Origin of the sequence: Streptomyces rapamycinicus NRRL 5491, assembly GCF_024298965.1 — a bacterium.
Taxonomy (GTDB): domain Bacteria; phylum Actinomycetota; class Actinomycetes; order Streptomycetales; family Streptomycetaceae; genus Streptomyces; species Streptomyces rapamycinicus.
In genome coordinates this window covers 10,962,413-10,978,657 of record NZ_CP085193.1, presented here as the reverse complement: position 1 = coordinate 10,978,657, position 16,245 = coordinate 10,962,413, and the positions used below count along the sequence as shown (strand labels likewise).

16 protein-coding genes are annotated in these 16,245 nt (G+C 72.5%); 8 read left to right on the top strand and 8 right to left on the bottom strand.

Annotated features, from left to right (window positions below; translation table 11 throughout):
• Positions 1-21 precede the first annotated feature (21 nt).
• A complete protein-coding gene (locus tag LIV37_RS45740) occupies positions 22-402 on the top strand; it encodes a winged helix-turn-helix transcriptional regulator (RefSeq protein WP_121826596.1) in 381 nt (126 codons plus the stop codon).
• 86 nt (positions 403-488) lie between these two features.
• Here the strand turns inward: LIV37_RS45740 and LIV37_RS45735 are convergent, their stop codons facing one another.
• Complete coding sequence (locus tag LIV37_RS45735) at positions 489-1,145, bottom strand: YceI family protein (RefSeq protein WP_020873875.1); 657 nt, start codon at positions 1,143-1,145, stop codon at positions 489-491.
• Between the two features lie 110 nt (positions 1,146-1,255).
• On the opposite strand from LIV37_RS45735, the gene LIV37_RS45730 reads away from it, so the two are divergent.
• The gene (locus LIV37_RS45730; protein ID WP_020873874.1) at positions 1,256-2,047 is read left to right on the top strand and encodes a thioesterase family protein; all 792 of its coding nucleotides are present in this window, start codon (positions 1,256-1,258) and stop codon (positions 2,045-2,047) included.
• Positions 2,048-2,287: 240 nt separating this feature from the next.
• Positions 2,288-3,622, top strand: a complete 1,335-nt coding sequence (locus LIV37_RS45725; RefSeq protein WP_020873873.1) for an MFS transporter — start codon at positions 2,288-2,290, stop codon at positions 3,620-3,622.
• Here LIV37_RS45725 and LIV37_RS45720 read toward each other — a convergent pair.
• On the bottom strand, positions 3,612-4,418 hold the full coding sequence (locus LIV37_RS45720; RefSeq protein ID WP_020873872.1) for an alpha/beta fold hydrolase: 807 nt from the start codon (positions 4,416-4,418) through the stop codon (positions 3,612-3,614). The two genes, LIV37_RS45725 and LIV37_RS45720, sit on opposite strands and share 11 nt — an antisense overlap.
• A gap of 73 nt (positions 4,419-4,491) precedes the next feature.
• The gene (locus LIV37_RS45715; RefSeq protein ID WP_214664330.1) at positions 4,492-5,823 is read right to left on the bottom strand and encodes an FAD-binding oxidoreductase; all 1,332 of its coding nucleotides are present in this window, start codon (positions 5,821-5,823) and stop codon (positions 4,492-4,494) included.
• A 244-nt stretch (positions 5,824-6,067) separates the two neighbouring features.
• Here LIV37_RS45715 and LIV37_RS45710 point away from each other — a divergent pair, with 244 nt between their 5' ends.
• The 5 genes from LIV37_RS45710 to LIV37_RS45690 all read left to right on the top strand — a co-directional run bounded on the left by LIV37_RS45710 (position 6,068) and on the right by LIV37_RS45690 (position 10,329).
• Positions 6,068-6,541 (top strand): nuclear transport factor 2 family protein, encoded by a 474-nt coding sequence (locus tag LIV37_RS45710; RefSeq protein ID WP_020873870.1) that lies wholly within the window; start codon positions 6,068-6,070, stop codon positions 6,539-6,541.
• A gap of 42 nt (positions 6,542-6,583) precedes the next feature.
• Positions 6,584-7,138, top strand: a complete 555-nt coding sequence (locus LIV37_RS45705) for a TetR/AcrR family transcriptional regulator (RefSeq protein WP_020873869.1) — start codon at positions 6,584-6,586, stop codon at positions 7,136-7,138.
• Positions 7,139-7,198: 60 nt separating this feature from the next.
• Positions 7,199-8,344, top strand: a complete 1,146-nt coding sequence (locus LIV37_RS45700; RefSeq protein WP_121826597.1) for a sensor histidine kinase — start codon at positions 7,199-7,201, stop codon at positions 8,342-8,344.
• Positions 8,341-9,051, top strand: coding sequence for a response regulator (locus LIV37_RS45695; RefSeq protein WP_020873867.1), 711 nt, complete (start codon positions 8,341-8,343; stop codon positions 9,049-9,051). Before LIV37_RS45700 ends, LIV37_RS45695 begins: the two co-directional genes overlap by 4 nt.
• Before the next feature lie 96 nt (positions 9,052-9,147).
• The gene (locus tag LIV37_RS45690) at positions 9,148-10,329 is read left to right on the top strand and encodes a serine hydrolase domain-containing protein (protein ID WP_020873866.1); all 1,182 of its coding nucleotides are present in this window, start codon (positions 9,148-9,150) and stop codon (positions 10,327-10,329) included.
• A 44-nt stretch (positions 10,330-10,373) separates the two neighbouring features.
• Here LIV37_RS45690 and LIV37_RS45685 read toward each other — a convergent pair whose 3' ends face one another.
• The 5 genes from LIV37_RS45685 to LIV37_RS45665 all read right to left on the bottom strand — a co-directional run bounded on the left by LIV37_RS45685 (position 10,374) and on the right by LIV37_RS45665 (position 16,221).
• Positions 10,374-12,905, bottom strand: a complete 2,532-nt coding sequence (locus LIV37_RS45685) for an ABC transporter permease (protein ID WP_020873865.1) — start codon at positions 12,903-12,905, stop codon at positions 10,374-10,376.
• Positions 12,906-13,035: 130 nt separating this feature from the next.
• On the bottom strand, positions 13,036-13,800 hold the full coding sequence (locus LIV37_RS45680) for an ABC transporter ATP-binding protein (protein WP_020873864.1): 765 nt from the start codon (positions 13,798-13,800) through the stop codon (positions 13,036-13,038).
• Positions 13,801-13,957: 157 nt separating this feature from the next.
• Positions 13,958-14,608, bottom strand: coding sequence for a response regulator (locus tag LIV37_RS45675; RefSeq protein ID WP_020873863.1), 651 nt, complete (start codon positions 14,606-14,608; stop codon positions 13,958-13,960).
• On the bottom strand, positions 14,605-15,900 hold the full coding sequence (locus LIV37_RS45670; protein ID WP_148717927.1) for a sensor histidine kinase: 1,296 nt from the start codon (positions 15,898-15,900) through the stop codon (positions 14,605-14,607). Before LIV37_RS45670 ends, LIV37_RS45675 begins: the two co-directional genes overlap by 4 nt.
• Before the next feature lie 18 nt (positions 15,901-15,918).
• Positions 15,919-16,221: a hypothetical protein gene (locus LIV37_RS45665; RefSeq protein WP_020873861.1), complete on the bottom strand. Its 303-nt coding sequence runs from the start codon at positions 16,219-16,221 to the stop codon at positions 15,919-15,921.
• Positions 16,222-16,245: the final 24 nt, after the last annotated feature.

The window sequence follows — 16,245 nt, the reverse complement described above, 5'->3', positions numbered from 1 at the left end:
GCGGCCCGGAAGGTTTCCTCCATGAGTACGCGATGCCACACGGGCCAGCACGCCCATCATGATGTGTACGAGGCGCAGTGCCCGTGCCGCGCCATGCTGGACCTGCTGGCGAACAAATGGTCGGCGCTGGCCATCGGCGCCCTGGAGGACGGCCCCCTCCGGTTCGGCGCGCTGCAGCGCCGGCTTCAGGGGGTCAGCCCCAAGGTGCTCACCCAGACACTGCGGCGTCTCGAGGACGCCGGGCTGGTGGAGCGGACCGTCTACCCGGCAGTTCCGCTCCATGTGGAGTACGAGCTCTCCTCCCTGGGCCACAGCGCGTCCGTCCCGCTCAGGAATCTGCGTCTGTGGGTGGAGGACAATCTGGATCTCACCACCACGGCCGCGGCCGCGAAGCCGACGTGACGGCGCCGGTTCCCCTGCCGGTCGCCGCCCGGCCCCCCCTCGGCACCCTCCTCGCAGAACGAGAGGGCGCCCCGGGCCGGGCCCTGTCAGGCGGTGGGGACGGTGCGGATGGCGGCGATGTCGAACTGGAGGCGGACCTTCTCACTCACCAGGGCGCCGCCCTCGGCCAGCCTGGCGTTGTAGGTCAGCCCCCATTCGGAGCGGTTGATGGTGGTCGTGCCGTCGAAGCCCGCCCGCTGGTAGCCGAAGGGGTCCGTGACATGTCCGATGTAGGTGAGCTCCAGGACGACGGGGCGGGTGACATCTCTGATCGTGAGGTCCCCGGCCATGCGGTAGACGTCCGGGCCCGCGACCTCAACGGCGGTGCTGATGAACCGGATGTGCGGGAAATTCCGGGCGTCCAGGAAGTCCCGGCCCATCAAGTGGTCGTCGCGCTGCTCGACACCGGTCTGGACACTTGCGGTGGACAGCAGGACCTCGGCCCGGGAACGGCGCGGGTCGCGGCCGTCGAAGTAGAGTCGGCTCTCGAACTCGGTGAAGGCGCCACGCACCGTGCTCACCATGGCGTGCCGGACGGAGAAACCGATCCGGCTGTGCGCCGGGTCGACGATCCACTCTCCGGTGAGAGCCGCGAGGCCGGGGTCCGGCAGAGCGACGGCGCCGGACGTCGCCCGCGTAGTGGGGGCCGCCGGTGCGGCGCTGGTGATCGCGCGGCGGGCGGTACTGCGGCTGAACAGGTTCATGCCACCTGTTGTTATTTCAACTTAGGGGATGACGCAACCCTTGATCAAGAGCAGATACTCAAGGATCTTGAGTAAGTGTCTGCGATGTTCCCCCCGAGGAGAAGCCCCCGTTGACGACCGATAGTTACTACGAGCCGATCGACGAGCACCGCTACAAGCCCACCGCCCACGTCAGCGGCGCCTGGAGCACCGACGAACAGCATTTCAGCCCGCTCGGCGGGCTCATCGTCCACGCCGTCGAGCGCCACCTCGCCACCCGTCCGCACACCGGGCTGCTGCTCAGCCGGATCAGCTTCGACATCCTGGGACGCCTCGCCCTCGACGAGTGCGAGATCCGGGTGGAGACCATCCGGCCCGGCCGCACCATCGAACTCCTCGAGGCCGTGGTGCTCATCGCCGACCGTCCCGTGGTCCGGGCGCGCGCCTGGCTCCTCGCCGAAGTGGACACCGCGTCCGTGGCCGGTGGCGCCGGGGACCGGCTCACCCCTCCCGAGAAGCTCGACCCCTGGGCGATGGGCTCGCTGTGGCCCGGCGGATACATCGCCTCCCTGGACTCCCGGCCGCTCGCGCCGCGCGAGCCGGGCCGCGCGAGCGTCTGGGTCTCCACCCCGCTCGCCCTGGTGGCCGGGCAGACCAGCACCCCGCTGGCCTCGTACATCACGCTCGTGGACACCGCCAACGGCATCGCCGTACGGCAGTCGCCCACGGCCTGGATGTTCCCCAACGTCGACCTGACCATCCACCTCCACCGGCAGCCCGAGGGCCGCTGGACCGGGCTGGACACCACGGTCACCTTCGGCAGTACCGGCCAGGGCATCACCAGCACCGTGCTGCACGATCTGCGCGGTCCGGTCGGCCACGCCCAGCAGATCCTCACCGTCCGGCCCCTGCCCGGCACCTGAGCGCGCACGTGACAGGCCGCCACCGGCGAGGTGGCGGCTCCCCCTGTACGATGAGCCGGCAAGCAACGAACCACTCTGCCTGACGCAGAGCTGGCGCGACCGCTCGGCGGCCGCGGTCCTTCAAGCCCTCCGATCGGCGCGGACCCGGTATCTACCCCGGTCCAGCGCGAGAGGACAGCTCTCGGCGCACTCCGCCACGCCGGCCCGGGTGCGCTACCAGGCGGCGGAAAGGCGTCGGCCGTGGCATCCGCGGTCTCCAGCGACACCCCTCCCCCCGTACCGCGCGTCGGCTACCGGCAACTGCTGCGCACCCCGGGCGCATGGACCTTCCTGCTGCCCGGGTTCGCCGCCCGGCAGCCGTTCGCGATGCTGACGATCAGCATCGTGCTCCTGCTGCGCCACACCACCGGGTCGTACGGTGTCGCCGGTTCGGTCGCGGCCGTCACCGGCGTCTCCATGGCGCTGTTCGCGCCCCGGAGCGGCAAACTGGCCGACCGCCACGGGCAGCGCGCGGTCCTGGTGCCGGGCGTACTGCTCCACGCGGCGGCCGCGGCCCTGCTGACGGCGCTCGCACTGGCCCACGCGCCGCTGTGGGCGCTGATCGCCACCGCGGTGCCCACGGGCGCCTCCGTCCCACAGGTGGGGCCCATGGTGCGGGCCCGCTGGGCGACCGCCCTCGGGGACGGCGCGCCGGGCGGATCCGGGCCGCGCCCGGGACGCCATCCGCTGCTGGCGACCGCGGCCGCGTTCGAGTCCGTGACGGACGAGCTCACCTTCGTCATCGGCCCGGTGCTCGCCACCGCCTTGAGCACCGCCGTGCACCCGGCCTCCGGCCTGATCGCGGAGGCCGCGCTGACGCTGGTGGGCGGGCTGCTCTTCGCGGCCCGGCGCCGTACCGAGCCACCGCCGAGCCCGGCGCGGGCGGACACGCGGGAGCAGCACGCCTCGGCCCTGTCCGTGCCGGGCGTACGGGTACTGGCGGTGGCCTTCCTGGGCATCGGCTCCGTCTTCGGCGGGATGCAGGTCGCCCTGACCGCCTTCACCCAGGAGCAGGGTCAACCGGGCCTGAACGGTGTGCTGTACGGCGTGTTCGCGGCGGGCAACATGCTCGCGGGCGTGGCCTGCGGCGCCATCGCCTGGCGCACCTCCCCCCGACGGCGGCTGCTGACCGCCTACGCCGCGCTGACGCTGATCTGCTCGACGCTGTGGGCGGTGTCCGCGCCGCTGCCGCTGGGCGGGCTGGGGCTGCTGGCGGGCCTGTGCATCGCACCGGCGCTGATCACCGGGTACACCCTGGTGGACGCGCTGGTCCCGGCCGCCTCCCGGACGGAGGCGTTCACCTGGCTGACCGGCGCGGTCGCGCTGGGGCAGGCGGCTGCGGTGACGGCGGGCGGACAGCTGGCGGACGGCTTCGGCGCGAGCGCCGCCTTCACGGTGCCGCTCGTGGGCACGGCCCTGGCCCTGCTGACGGTGGTGTCCCTGCGCGCCCACATCGCACCCCGCGGCACCACCACGGCGATACGCCAGGACGAGCGCACCGCCGACCCCCACCCACGAAGGCCTGTCAGTCGGTGAGGAACGACGACACGATCGCCCCCGCTTCCGGGCGGCACTCCTCGAAGTAGCCGTGCCGGGCACCCTCGAAAATATGCGTCCGCGCCCGGGGGACGCGGGAGGCGAGCAGCGGTGCGTTGGCCGCCGGGGTGAGCCGGTCGTCCGCTCCGTGCAGGATCAGCGTGGGCGCGGCGATCAGCGGGAGGACGTCCCAGGCGTCGTGTTCATTGCTGGCCACCAGATGGCGCCGCCGGGCGTGCGGGGGCATGCCGGGATCGCCGAGGGTCGTATACGGCCCCGGGTGCCCGGACCGCCAGGCCGGGGTGTACATGAGGTCGATCAGCGCCTCCCTCGCCGCCCGCGCGTCGGTCTGGGCCAGGGAGCGCCGTACCGCCATGTCGCGCTCCGTCGCCCGTGGCCCGCCGGGTGAGGTGCAGCCGAGGACGAGCCGCCGGATCCGGTCCGGGTGGCGGGCGGCGGCCCACTGGGCGACCCGTCCGCCCATGGAGGTCCCGTACAGATCGGCCGACTCGATGCCCAGATGGTCGAGGACGGCGATCACATCGTCGGCGAAGTCCCGCGTCGCGTAGGGGTGGTCGGGCTTTCCGCTCTCCCCCGTGCCGCGCCAGTCCATGGTGAGGGTGGAGTGCGTGGCGTGGAAGTCCGCCCGTATGCCGTCCCACCAGTGGTGGTTGTTGGCCTGGCCCGCCAGGAGCACCAGCGGCGTTCCCGTGCCCTGGCGCTGGTAGGCGAGGAGGGTGCCGTCCAGTGCGCGGGCGTGGCCGCTGACCTGCTGGGGGACGTCGGTGTGTGGCATGGGTGTCTCTTGCCTCTCGGGGTTTTCAGGTGTCGCCCGGTGTGCGTGGTCCGCGACGTCCCTCGCCACGCGCTCAGCCACGGGCGATGACCTTGCCCGGGTTGAGGATGCCGTGCGGGTCGAGGGCCGTCTTGACCGCTCGGTGCATGTCCAGAACGGCCGGGGTGAGCTCCCGCTCCAAGCCGTCCCGTTTCAGCAGGCCCACACCGTGTTCACCGGTGACCGTGCCGCCGAGGTCGATGGCGTCCGCGATGATCTCGTGGAACGCGGCCTGGGCCCGCTCCCGGGCCGCCGTGTCGCCGGGCTGGGTGATCAGCAGCGGATGGAGGTTGCCGTCTCCGGCGTGGGCGATGTTGGCGATGAGCGTGTCATGGCGGGTGGCGGCGCGCTCGATGCGCGCCAGCATCTCCGGTACGGCCGCCTTGGGCACGCACACGTCCTCGGTGAGCACCGGGCCCAGCCGCTCCAGCGCCGGGTAGGCGAGCCGCCTGGCCGCGAACAGCGCGTCGGCCTCCTCCTGGTCCGTGGACTGCGCGGCCCAGGTCGCCCCCGCCTCCTCGAAACAGGCGAGCATGCGCTCGGCCTCCTGCGCGCCCGCCGGGCCCGGGGCGTCCGTACGCCCGAGGAGCACCACGTCCGCGTCGACGGACAGGCCCATGTTCTTCCACTTGTCGACGGCCGCCAGGCAGTGCCGGTCGATGAGTTCCAGCGCGGACGGGGTGAGCCCCGCGGCCCCGATCGCGGCGACCGCGCGTCCAGCCGCCACGACGGAGGAGAAGTATCCGGCGACCGTGCGCTCCGCCTCGCGCCGCGGCCGCAGCCGCACCGTGACCTCGGTGATCACTCCCAGGGTGCCCTCGGAACCGACCATCAGCCCCGCCAGGTCGTACCCGGCGACGCCCTTGGCGGTCCTGCGGCCGAGCCGCACCAGCTCACCGGTGCCGGTCACCACCTCCAGGCCGAGCACATAGTCGCGGGTGACGCCGTACTTCACACAGCACAGCCCGCCCGCGTTGGTCGCCACATTGCCACCGATGGTGGACCAGGGCGCGCTCGCCGGGTCCGGCGGGTACCACAGCCCCCGCTCGGCGCAGGCGGCCCGCAGCTGGTCGTTGACCACCCCGGGTCCGACGACCGCGAGGCGCTCCACGGGGTCGATCTCGTGGATGGTGTCCATGGCCTCGGTGGAGAGCACCACACAGCCCTCGACGGCGTTGGCACCGCCGGAGAGACCGGTGCCGGCCCCCCGGGTGACCAGCGGAACGCCGTGCCGTACGCAGGCCCGCACCACGGAGCGCACCTCCGGCGCCGTACGTGGCCGCACCACCACGCGGGGCGTGCCGTACGGCGCCCACTCCGCCTCGTCGTGGACGAACCCGGCGGCGACACCGGGGTCCTCGACCATCCGGCCGTCCGGCAGCTCCTGCCGCAGATCGTCGATCAACACGCCGGTCCCCTGCCTTGTCGTCCAGCACGGTGCTTCCCGCTCGCACGGTACCCACCGGCGTCGGAGAGCGTGATCACCACCCCCTGTCACCGGACCGGCGGCGGGTCGGCACTTGCGTGAGAACCAGCGTTCTCCTAGGGTCGTGACCGAGAAGGGAGAATGCTCGTTCTCCCCTCCCCCCGCCACGACTCGAGGAGTCGACATGACCGACGCCGCACGTCCTCCGTTCCCCCCGTTCACCCGCGAGACCGCCATCGAGAAGGTCCGGCTGGCGGAGGACGGCTGGAACTCCCGTGACCCGGAGAAGGTCGCCCTGGCCTACACCGTCGACTCGCGCTGGCGGAACCGCGCGGAGTTCGCCACCGGGCGCGAGGAGATCGTCGCCTTCCTCACCCGCAAGTGGGCGAGGGAGCTGGACTACCGGCTCATCAAGGAGCTGTGGGCCTTCGACGGCAACCGCATCGCCGTACGCTTCGCCTACGAATCCCACGACGACTCCGGCAACTGGTTCCGCTCCTACGGCAACGAGAACTGGGAGTTCGACGACAACGGTCTGATGCGCCTGCGCCACGCCTGCATCAACGACCTCCCCATCGAGGAGTCGGAGCGGCTGTACCACTGGCCGCTCGGGCGCCGCCCCGACGACCACCCCGGGCTGAGCGACCTCGGCCTCTGAGACCCCGGCCGCTGACCGGCCGGACACCAGGAGAGCGATGACATGATCAGTCCCGAGACCGCGGAGCTCCGGATCCTCGACGCGGCCGAGACCCTGTTCTACGGACGGGGCCTCCAGACGGTGGGCATGGACGAGATCCGCTCCGCGTCAGGCGTCTCCCTCAAGCGGCTCTACCAGCTCTTCCCGTCCAAGGGGGAGCTCATACAGGCGTATCTGCGGCGGCGCGACGTCCGCTGGCGCCAGAAGCTCGCCACGTACGCCGACTCTCGGGCCACCCCCGAGGAGAGCATCCTGGCGGTCTTCGACTGGCTCCACGAGTGGTTCGGCGAGCCGGACTTCCGCGGCTGCGCCTTCAGCAACTCCTTCGGGGAACTCGGCGCCACCTCCTCGGCCGTCGCCGAGACGGCCCGGGCGCACAAGGAGGAGTTCTTCCGCTACCTCGCCGGGCTGACGGCGGCCGCGGGCAAACCGGCCTCGCTGGGCGACCACTTGGCCCTGCTGGCCGAGGGCGCCATCACCACCGCGGCGATCACCGGCAGCGCCGAACCCGCGCATCAGGCGAAAGCGGCCGCACGCGTCCTGCTGGAGGCGGCATAGCCGTCGCCATCAAGGACGCAGCCGTCACGATCAAGGGCCCAGCCGTTACCATCCAGTCTCATGCGGGGGTGGTGGGAGCGGGGCCGGGTGCTGGGAGCAGCCCACCCCCAGGCCGTGGACATCGGGATCGCGCTCCTGGTCCAGGCGGCCATGACGATGCCGTTCGTGGTGCCACGCCCACCCGATCTGGAACCGGCGACCTGGCCCGCCTACGGGCTGACCACGCTCACCGTCATCCCCCTGCTCTGGCGGCGGCGCGCTCCCCTCGCCGTGCTGACCGCGATCATCGTGACCAGCGCGCTGTACAAGCTGGCGGTTGAGGGGCCCGGCCAGCCGCTGCCGTACACCGGGCTCGTCATCATCTACACGATCGCCGCCGTTTCACCGCCGTGGAAGCGGCTGGTCGCCGGGGGGCTGCTGACGGTCGCCGTGCCGGTGTCGGTGTGGCTGAACACCCGGACGGCGCGTGAGCTGACCTTCTCCCTCTTCGTGTTCGCGGCGGCCTACGTCTTCGGGCGGCTGACCGATGCCCGGCAGCGGGAGCACCGGATCGAGGCGGAGCGGGCCGCCGCGCGTGAACGGGCCCGGATCGCACGGGAGATGCACGACATCCTCTCCCATGCGGTGAGCCTGATGATCGTGCAGGCGGAGGCCGGTCCGGTGGCGGTGCGGACGGCCCCGGAGCGGGCCGAGGCCGCCTTCGACGCCATCTCCGCCACGGGCCGGGACGCCATGGCCCAGCTGCGCCGGATGCTGGGTGTGCTGCGCGAGGGCGATGAGCCGGGCCGCGCCCCGCGTGAGCCGCAGCCGGGCCTGGCCGGTCTGCCCGAGCTGCTCGACCGGATACGGGCGAGTGGCATCGAGGTGGCGTACGAGTCGACGGGGGCCGTGCGGCCGCTGCCGGAGGCCACCGGGGCGAGCGTCTTCCGGATCGTCCAGGAGGCCCTGACCAACGTGGTGAGGCACGCGGCGGCCCGCGGTGCTTCCGTCCAACTCGCCTATGGCGAAGGCGCGGTGGACATCCGGGTGCTGGACGACGGGCGCGGACCGCGGCCCGGTTCCGGTGGCGGCCACGGTCTGATCGGGGTCCGCGAGCGGGCGGCGGCGCACGGCGGTACGGCGGTCACCGGGCCGGGCCCGGACGGCCGGGGCTTCGAGGTACGGGTCCGTCTCCCCGTACCCTCCGCGGCGGAGGTGGCGGGTTGACGATCCGGGTGGTGGTGGCCGACGACCAGGAGCTGGTGCGCAGCGGCTTCGCCATGATCCTCGACGCCCAGCCGGACATCGAGGTGGTCGCGGAGGCGGGCGACGGGGCCGAGGCCGTCGAGGCGGTGCGGCGGCACACGCCCGACGTGGCCCTGCTGGACATCCGGATGCCACGTGTGGACGGCATCGAGGCATGCCGTGAGATCGCCGCGTCCGGTGCCTGCCGGACGGTGATGCTGACGACCTTCGACTCCGACGAGTATGTCTACGAGGCGCTGCACGCGGGCGCGAGCGGCTTCCTGCTGAAGGATGTGCGCAGGGACGATCTGGTGCACGCGGTACGGGTGGTGGCACGGGGCGACTCGCTGCTCGCGCCGTCGGTGGCCCGGCGCCTGGTGGAGCAGTACACCCGGGCCACCGCCCGGCCACGGCGGCCCGACCCCCGGCTGGACGCGCTGACCGGACGGGAGCGGGAGACACTGCTGCTGCTCGCGCGGGGCCTGTCGAACGCCGAGATCGCCGCGGAGCTGGTCGTCAGCGATCACACGGTCAAGACCCATGTCGGCAATGTGCTCGCCAAGCTGGGGCTGCGGGACCGGATCCAGGCGGTGATCTGCGCCTACGAGACGGGCCTGATCACGGCCGGGGATCCCCCGCCCGGGGGAGCGCCCCGGCCCGGCTCCTCCCCCGCGTCGGCGAGGAACTGACCCCCCGGACACCGCTCGCGCGGGCGATCCGCGCGAGACCGCCGGTCACCAGGATGGAGCCACCGAGAACAACGGCTCATTTCACTGGAGTTGACCATGAAGAGCACCAGCCGCACCCTGCTGGCCGCGGCGCTCGTCCTGGGCGTCGTGGCGGGCCCGGCGGTGCCGCCGGCCCTCGCGGCCGCCTCGTCGCCCGCGGACACCTCGTCGCCCACGGCCTCCGCGCGGACCGGGATTCCCGAGCTGGAGGCCGCCATCGCGGAGCTGCCGACGAGCGATGCCACGGCCGCGCTGGTACGGGTCGGGGGCACCGAGGGCGTCTGGAGAGGCAGTTCGGGCGTGCACGACCTGACGACCAACCGGCCGGCCGACCCGGCCGGCCGCTTCCGCGCCGGTTCGGTGACCAAGGTCTTCACGGCCGCGGTCGCCCTCCAGCTGGCCGCCGAGGGCACACTCGACCTGGACCGCACCGCTCGCTCGTATCTGCCGGAGCTGATCCCGGCGTCGTACGGGAAGGTCACCGTGCGGCAGTTGCTCAATCACACGCACGGCATCCCGGCCGCCGACGTGCCCGGGGACACGGTCGAGGAGTGGTACGCCGACCGCTTCCGGATCCATGACCCCGAGGAGATGGTCCGCTCGGCGACCGCGAAGGAGCGCGAGTTCGCGCCCGGCGAGAAGCAGCACTATCTGAACATCGGCTACACCATCGCCGCTCTGGTCATCGAGCGGATCACGGGCGACACATACGAAGACCAGGTGACCCACCGGATCCTGAAGCCCCTGGGGCTGCGCGACACCTACCTGCCGGGGACGGATCCGCACATCGCCGGGGAGCACAACCACGGCTACCAGACGATGCGGCTGGACGACGGCACGACCGGACTGCGCGATGTGTCGGTGTGGGGGCCGACGGACGGCTGGGCGGCCGGGGACATCATCTCGACCACGGCGGACCTGGAGCGGTTCACCAAGGCCCTGTTCCAGGGGCGGGTGGTGGGCGGCCCGCTGCTGCGGGAGATGTTCACGCTGCCGAAGGTGGCGGACTTCGCCACCGGCGACCCGGCCGCGTACTCGGTCGGCCTCTCGATGAAGAAGCTGGGCGGCCGTGAGGTGTGGGGGAAGTCGGGCAGCCGCTGGGGCTACAACACCGGCATCGTCTCCACCCGCGACGGTTCGCGCACCCTCGTCTACAGCGTCAACTCCACCAACGCCAAGGGCCAGGAGATGAGCAGGGTGGTGCGGGACATCATGGTGGCGGCCTACGGCAGCCCCTGAGCCGTGCCTCACGGCGACGCGTCGCGTAAGGGCCGCGACGCGCCTCAGTCCGCCCTGAGGGCCGTGAGGATGTTCAGCCGGGCCGCCCGGCGGGCGGGCCAGAGTCCGGCGACCACTCCGACCAGCGCGGCGCCCGCGAGCGCCACGGCGATACGGCCCCAGGGGACGACCATCTCGTACCCCTGGATGCTGTCGGAGGCGAGCTTGCCCGCGGCCCAGCCGAGGAAGATGCCCGCGCCGATGCCCAGAAGGGCGCCGAACAGCGAGATGAGCACGGACTCCAGACGGATCATCCGCTTCGTCTGCTCGGGCTGGAGCCCCACCGCGCGCAGCATCCCGATCTCACGGGTGCGCTCGAACACGGACATCGCGAGGGTGTTGACGACTCCCAGGACCGCGATCACCACCGCCATGGCCAGCAGCCCGTAGAGGACGTTGAGGAGCAGTGTGATGGCCTCGCCACCGGCCGCCTCGGCCAGGTCGTCGGTGTTCCGCACCTGGATGACGGGGTTCTGGTCGAGGGTGCGCTGGAGGGCACGCCGTGCCGCGTCGCCGTCACCGGCCTTGGTGCGCACCAGGACCGAGGCGTCCTCGATCTCCTTCAGATGGGGCCGCAGCGTGGCCAGCGGCATCATGGTGGACGGGAGGTATTCGTCGTCGTGGTAGACGCCGCCGATCTCCAGTGAGCCCCGGCTGCCGTCGTCGTAGACCACCGGAACCCGCTGTCCCGTCGTCCATCCGTAGCTGTCGGCGATGGAGGTGTCGATCAGCAGGCTCTTGCCTCCGCCCGAGCCCAGGGCCGCGAACGAGCCCGAGACGAAGCTCGGGTCGAGGAGGTCGCCGATGGTCCGGGGGTCCACACCGGTCAGGGTCACCTCGTCTCCGCCGATCCGCACGGCGCCCTGGCGCCGCGGGCTGGAGGAGGTCACGGCCGAGGACTTCGCCAGGGTGTCGTGGACCGACACGGGCAGGTGGCCGCTGTTCTTCGACGAGATCTCGAAGTCGGCCGTGACGGAGTGCTCGGCCCGCTCCCGCAGCGATGTCGTGGCGGACACCGCGACCACCGTGAGCCCGGTGACCAGGGACAGCCCGATCATCAGCGCCGAGGCCGTGGAGGCGGTCCGCCGGGGGTTGCGCCGGGCGTTGCGCGGCGCCAGCGTGCCCGGGACGCCGAAGCGGCGCAGCAGGGGCCCGGCCAGGTCGACGGCCGGGCCGGAGAACGCCGGTGTCACCACGATGATGCCGATGAGCAGCAGGGCGGCCGGGAGGAGCACGATGGTCCTGCCCTGTTCGCCACTGGACGCCGTGTACACCACGCCGAGCACACCGATCGCGATCAGGGCGACGCCGATCGCGTTGCGCCTGCGGAGGCCGCGGACGGGCGGGGGCGTGTGCATCGCGGACATGGCGGCCACGGGAGGCACGGCGGCGGCGCGGCGGGCGGGCACATAGGCGGCGAGCATGGTGACGACGACGCCCACCAGGAACGAGATCAGTACGGTGCTGGGCGACACGACCAGCGGCCCGTCCGGGAGGCCGGACCCGGTGGACGCGAACAGCTGCCGGATGCCCATGGCCACGCCGATGCCGAGGAGGAACCCCGCGGCGCCCGCGCACAGCCCCAGCAGGCCGGCCTCGATGAGCACGGAGCGGGTCACCTGGCGGCGCTCGGCGCCGACGGCCCGCATCAGGGCCATCTCCCGCGAACGCTGGGTGACGAGCATGGTGAAGGTGTTGCCGATGACGAAGATGCCGACGAACAGGGCGATGGCCGCGAAGACGAGCAACACCTGGCTGAGCCCCTTCGTCCCATCGGCGGCCTCGGACCGCTGCCGCTCGCGCAGCTGCGCCCCGGTGCTGATGTCGGAGTCCGCGGGCAGCAGATGGCGCGCCTCGGCCGCGAGCTTCGCCTCGGAGGTGCCGCGGTCGGCCTCGAGGGTGATTCCGTCGTACCGGCCGGACTTCAGGAACAGCTTCTGCGCGGTGGCGTCGTCGAAGAGTGCCAGGGTGCCGCCGGAGCCGTGGGTGTCGTCGGTGCGGACGATGCCGACGAGCTTCTTGTGCAGCACCGGTCCGTCGACGGCCAGCCGGACCGTGTCGCCGACCCGGTAGCCGCCCTGGTCGGCGGTGGCGGTGTCCAGCAGCACCTCCCCGGGCCCGGTGGGGGCGCGCCCGGCGGTCAGCGGGTGGCGGGTGTCCTCGCCGTCGGCCTGGGGGAAGTAGTTGCCCCCCGCGGTCACATGGTCCTCGCCGAGGGGGTGGCCGTCCTTCGCGGCCACGGCGGCGAACCCCTCGACGGAACCGGTGACGGACGCCACGCCGGGCAGCCGCTGGAGGCGCCGCAGTGTGTCCTCCTCCACCGTTCCGCGCTCGCCGGCCTTCTCGTCGTAGGGCGGTGTGGCCTGGACCGAGACATCGCGCAGGGTGGTGAGGAACCGCTCCTTGTAGGCGTTGCCGACGGTGTCGGTGAAGACGAGGGTGCCCACGACGAACGCCACGCCGAGCAGGACGGCGAGCATGGTCATCAGCAGGCGGGCTTTGTGCGCGAGGACGTTGCGCAGGGCGGTACGGAACACGGGGCGGCCTTCCGGGAGGGTGCCGGGTGTGAGGTGCTCGGGGAGCGGGGCGGGCGTCGGGCGTACGTGGCGCGCGTCGGGCGTACGCGTGTCGGGCGTACGTGGCGCGGGCGTCAGGCGTACGCGGGCGTCAGGCGTGTGCCGGGGTCAGGCGGCCCATGCGCGCCAGGACGGCCTCGGCCGTCGGCGCGTGGAGTTCGTCGACGATGCGGCCGTCGGCGAGGAACACCACGCGGTCCGCGTAGGAGGCGGCCACGGGGTCATGAGTGACCATCACGACGGTCTGGCCCAGCGCGCTCGCTGAGCCGCGCAGGAACTCGAGGATCTCGGCGCCGCTGCGGGAGTCGAGGTTGCCGGTGGGCTCGTCGGCGAAGACGATGTCGGGCCGCCCGGCCAGCGCGCGGGCGACGGCGACGCGCTGCTGCTGGCCACCGGAGAGCTGGGCGGGCCGGTGGCCGAGCCGGTCGGCCAGGCCGACGGTCTGGATGATGCTCTCCAGCCAGGCCCGCTCCGGTTTGCGGCCCGCGATGTCCATGGGGAGGGTGATGTTCTCCAGGGCGCTCAGGGTGGGCAGCAGGTTGAACGCCTGGAAGACGAAGCCGACGCGGTCGCGGCGCAGCCGGGTGAGCTGACGGTTGTTCAGGGAGGCGATCTCCGTGTCACCGATGCGGACCGAGCCGAAGGACGGCGAGTCGAGCCCGGCCACGCAGTGCATCAGGGTGGACTTCCCCGATCCCGACGGACCCATGATCGCGGTGAACCGTCCCTTGCCGAAGCCGACCGTGACCGCGTCGAGGGCCACCACACGGGTGTCCCCCGTGCCGTACACCTTCGTCAGATCGGTCGCGTGGGCCGCGTAGGACTCCGGGGCGGAAGGGGGCTGGTGTGCGTGCATGCCGATCCTCGGTGAGCGCTCGGTGGATGGCCCTCGTGGCGGAGGGCGTCGCCGCCCGATGGCGACGCCCATGAGCCTCCCGCCCGGCCACCCCCGCGCGGATCCCCCGACCATCCGGAGTCGCATCCCCCGATCGGGGGAGATCGCCGCGGGACCGCTACTCCGCGCGCCCCGTGCGGAAGGCCCAGGCCGCGATCTCGACCCTGTTGCGCAGGCCCAGCTTCGCCTGGGCCGAGCCCAGATGCGTCTTGACCGTGCTGGGCGCGATGTACAGCTCGGCGGCGATCTCCGGGTTGGTCAGTCCGCGGGCGATGCCCTGGATGACCTCCTCCTCCCGGTCGGTCAGCGGCTCGGCCGGCTCATGTGCGGCGCGCCGCCGGCTCTTGGTGAAGTGCTGGAGCAGCCGGAGGGTGATCTGCGGGGCGACCATCGCGTCCCCGCGGACGGCCGCCCGTACGGCCTCGGTCAGCAGCGCCGGACCGGCGTCCTTCAGGAGGAACCCCGACGCTCCGTTCGACAGCGCCGTGTACACGTACTCATCGAGGTCGAAGGTGGTGACCACGACCACCTTCGGGGCTCCGGGCCGACCGCCGCCGGCCAGCCGGCGGGTGACCTCCAGACCGTCGGGCGGGGGCATCCGGATGTCCACGAGGCACACGTCCGGCTGGGTCTCGCGGGCCAGGGACAGGGCCGAGGCCCCGTCGGCGGCCTCGGCCACCACCTCCATGTCGGACTCGGCCGACAGCACCATGCGGAACCCGGCCCGCACCAGATGCTGATCGTCCGCGACCAGGATGCGTATGGTCATGCCGTCCTGCCCTCCCGTAGCCGCAACCCGGTTCGTACGGCGTGCCGCCCGCGGGTCCGCGGGGTGCGCGCGGCCTCGTCGGGGCGCAGCGGTACGGAGGCGCGGACCCGCCATCCGCCTTCGGCGCGGTGGCCCGCCTCGAAGGCGCCGCCGAGCAGCTCGATCCGCTCCCGCATGCCCATGATGCCGAAGCCGCCGCCGAGCCGGCCGAGGCTGCCGCGGTGTCCGGACGGGGAGCCGTGTCCGTCGTCCTCCACGACCAGTTCGGCATGGCGTGCCGCCACCCGGGCGGAGACATCCACCGACCGCACTCCGCGCGCATAGCGTTGGGCGTTGGTCAGGGCCTCCTGAAGGACGCGGCTCAGCCCTCCGGTGACCTCCGCCGGTACGTCCTCCGGCAGATCCCGCCCGAGGTCCAGCCGGACCGGCAGCCCCGTCCCCCGTGCCTCGTCCACGATGCGGGTCAGGACCTCACCCAGGTTCTCCGGATGCCGCGGGGTGTCGTCACCGCGCATCGAACCCACCAGGCGCCGCATCGATGTCAGCGCCTCGCCGCCGGCGTTCTCGACGGCCTCGAGCATCTCGTTCAGCGCCTGCGGATCGGGGGTGCCCCGCCCGGTGACATGGCGCACGGCCTGCAACTGCACCACGATCGCGGTCACCTGGTGGGCCACGGTGTCATGCAGGTCCCGGGCCAGCGCGAGCCGTTCCTCCTGCCGCACCAGCTGTCCGGTGCGCTCCTGCTGGACGTCGTAGAGCCGCAGCACCAGCCCGCAGACGAAGGCCAGCGCCAGCAACAGCGCGGTGTTGTCGGAGAAGTCACCGGGGTCGGAGTCCCGCAGGAGCGGGATGGAGAACACGCTGACGCTCATCGCCGCCACGGACAGCAGGGCCCACCAGGGGGTGCAGCGGCGCACCGCCACGGCGAGGAGGAACAGCAGGCCCATGAGTTCGGTGCCGCTGGACTCGCTGGTCACCATGTTCACCGGCATCAGGTGGTAGGCCACCGTGGCCGCGAAGGTTCCGGCACAGGCCACCAGCGCGGCCCGCGGGACCCATCGGACATCGCGTACGACGGCCAGCACGGCCATCGCCCCGGCCAGGGCTCCGGAACCGATCGGCACCCAGTCCCCGGCGAACGCCTCCGTGTCGAGGTCCGGGTCGAGGACGAGCCGTTCCCGCACGTCCTGGTAGACGGAGAAGAGGAACCACAGCGCCAGCGCGGCGATCACGATCCGCCCCGGCCAACGTCGATAACCGGCGCGCCGGCCGGAGGACACAGCTATTCGCACCCGCGCCACCCTACGCACCTACGGCGGCGATTGCCGCCCGCCTCCCGCGCCCGGGCCCTCACCCGGCCCCGCGTCCGGCCCCACGTCCGGTCCCGCGCCCCGGCCCTGGCCCGGGTCGGTGGGCATGGGCGCGGGCCGTGCGTCGCGCAGCCGCTCCGGTGTCCAGTACGAGGGGTCCGGCGGATCCGCGCGATGGGTCCGTGGGGTGTCCGGGGCGGGGGGACCGCCGGAGTCGTCGCCCCGGGCGGTGACGGCCAGGACGGCGACGATGCCGGTTCCCACGACCGCCGCGGTGATGAGGACTGCGGTGAGCGGGCGCATGGCGTTCTCTCTCCCGGTGGTGGG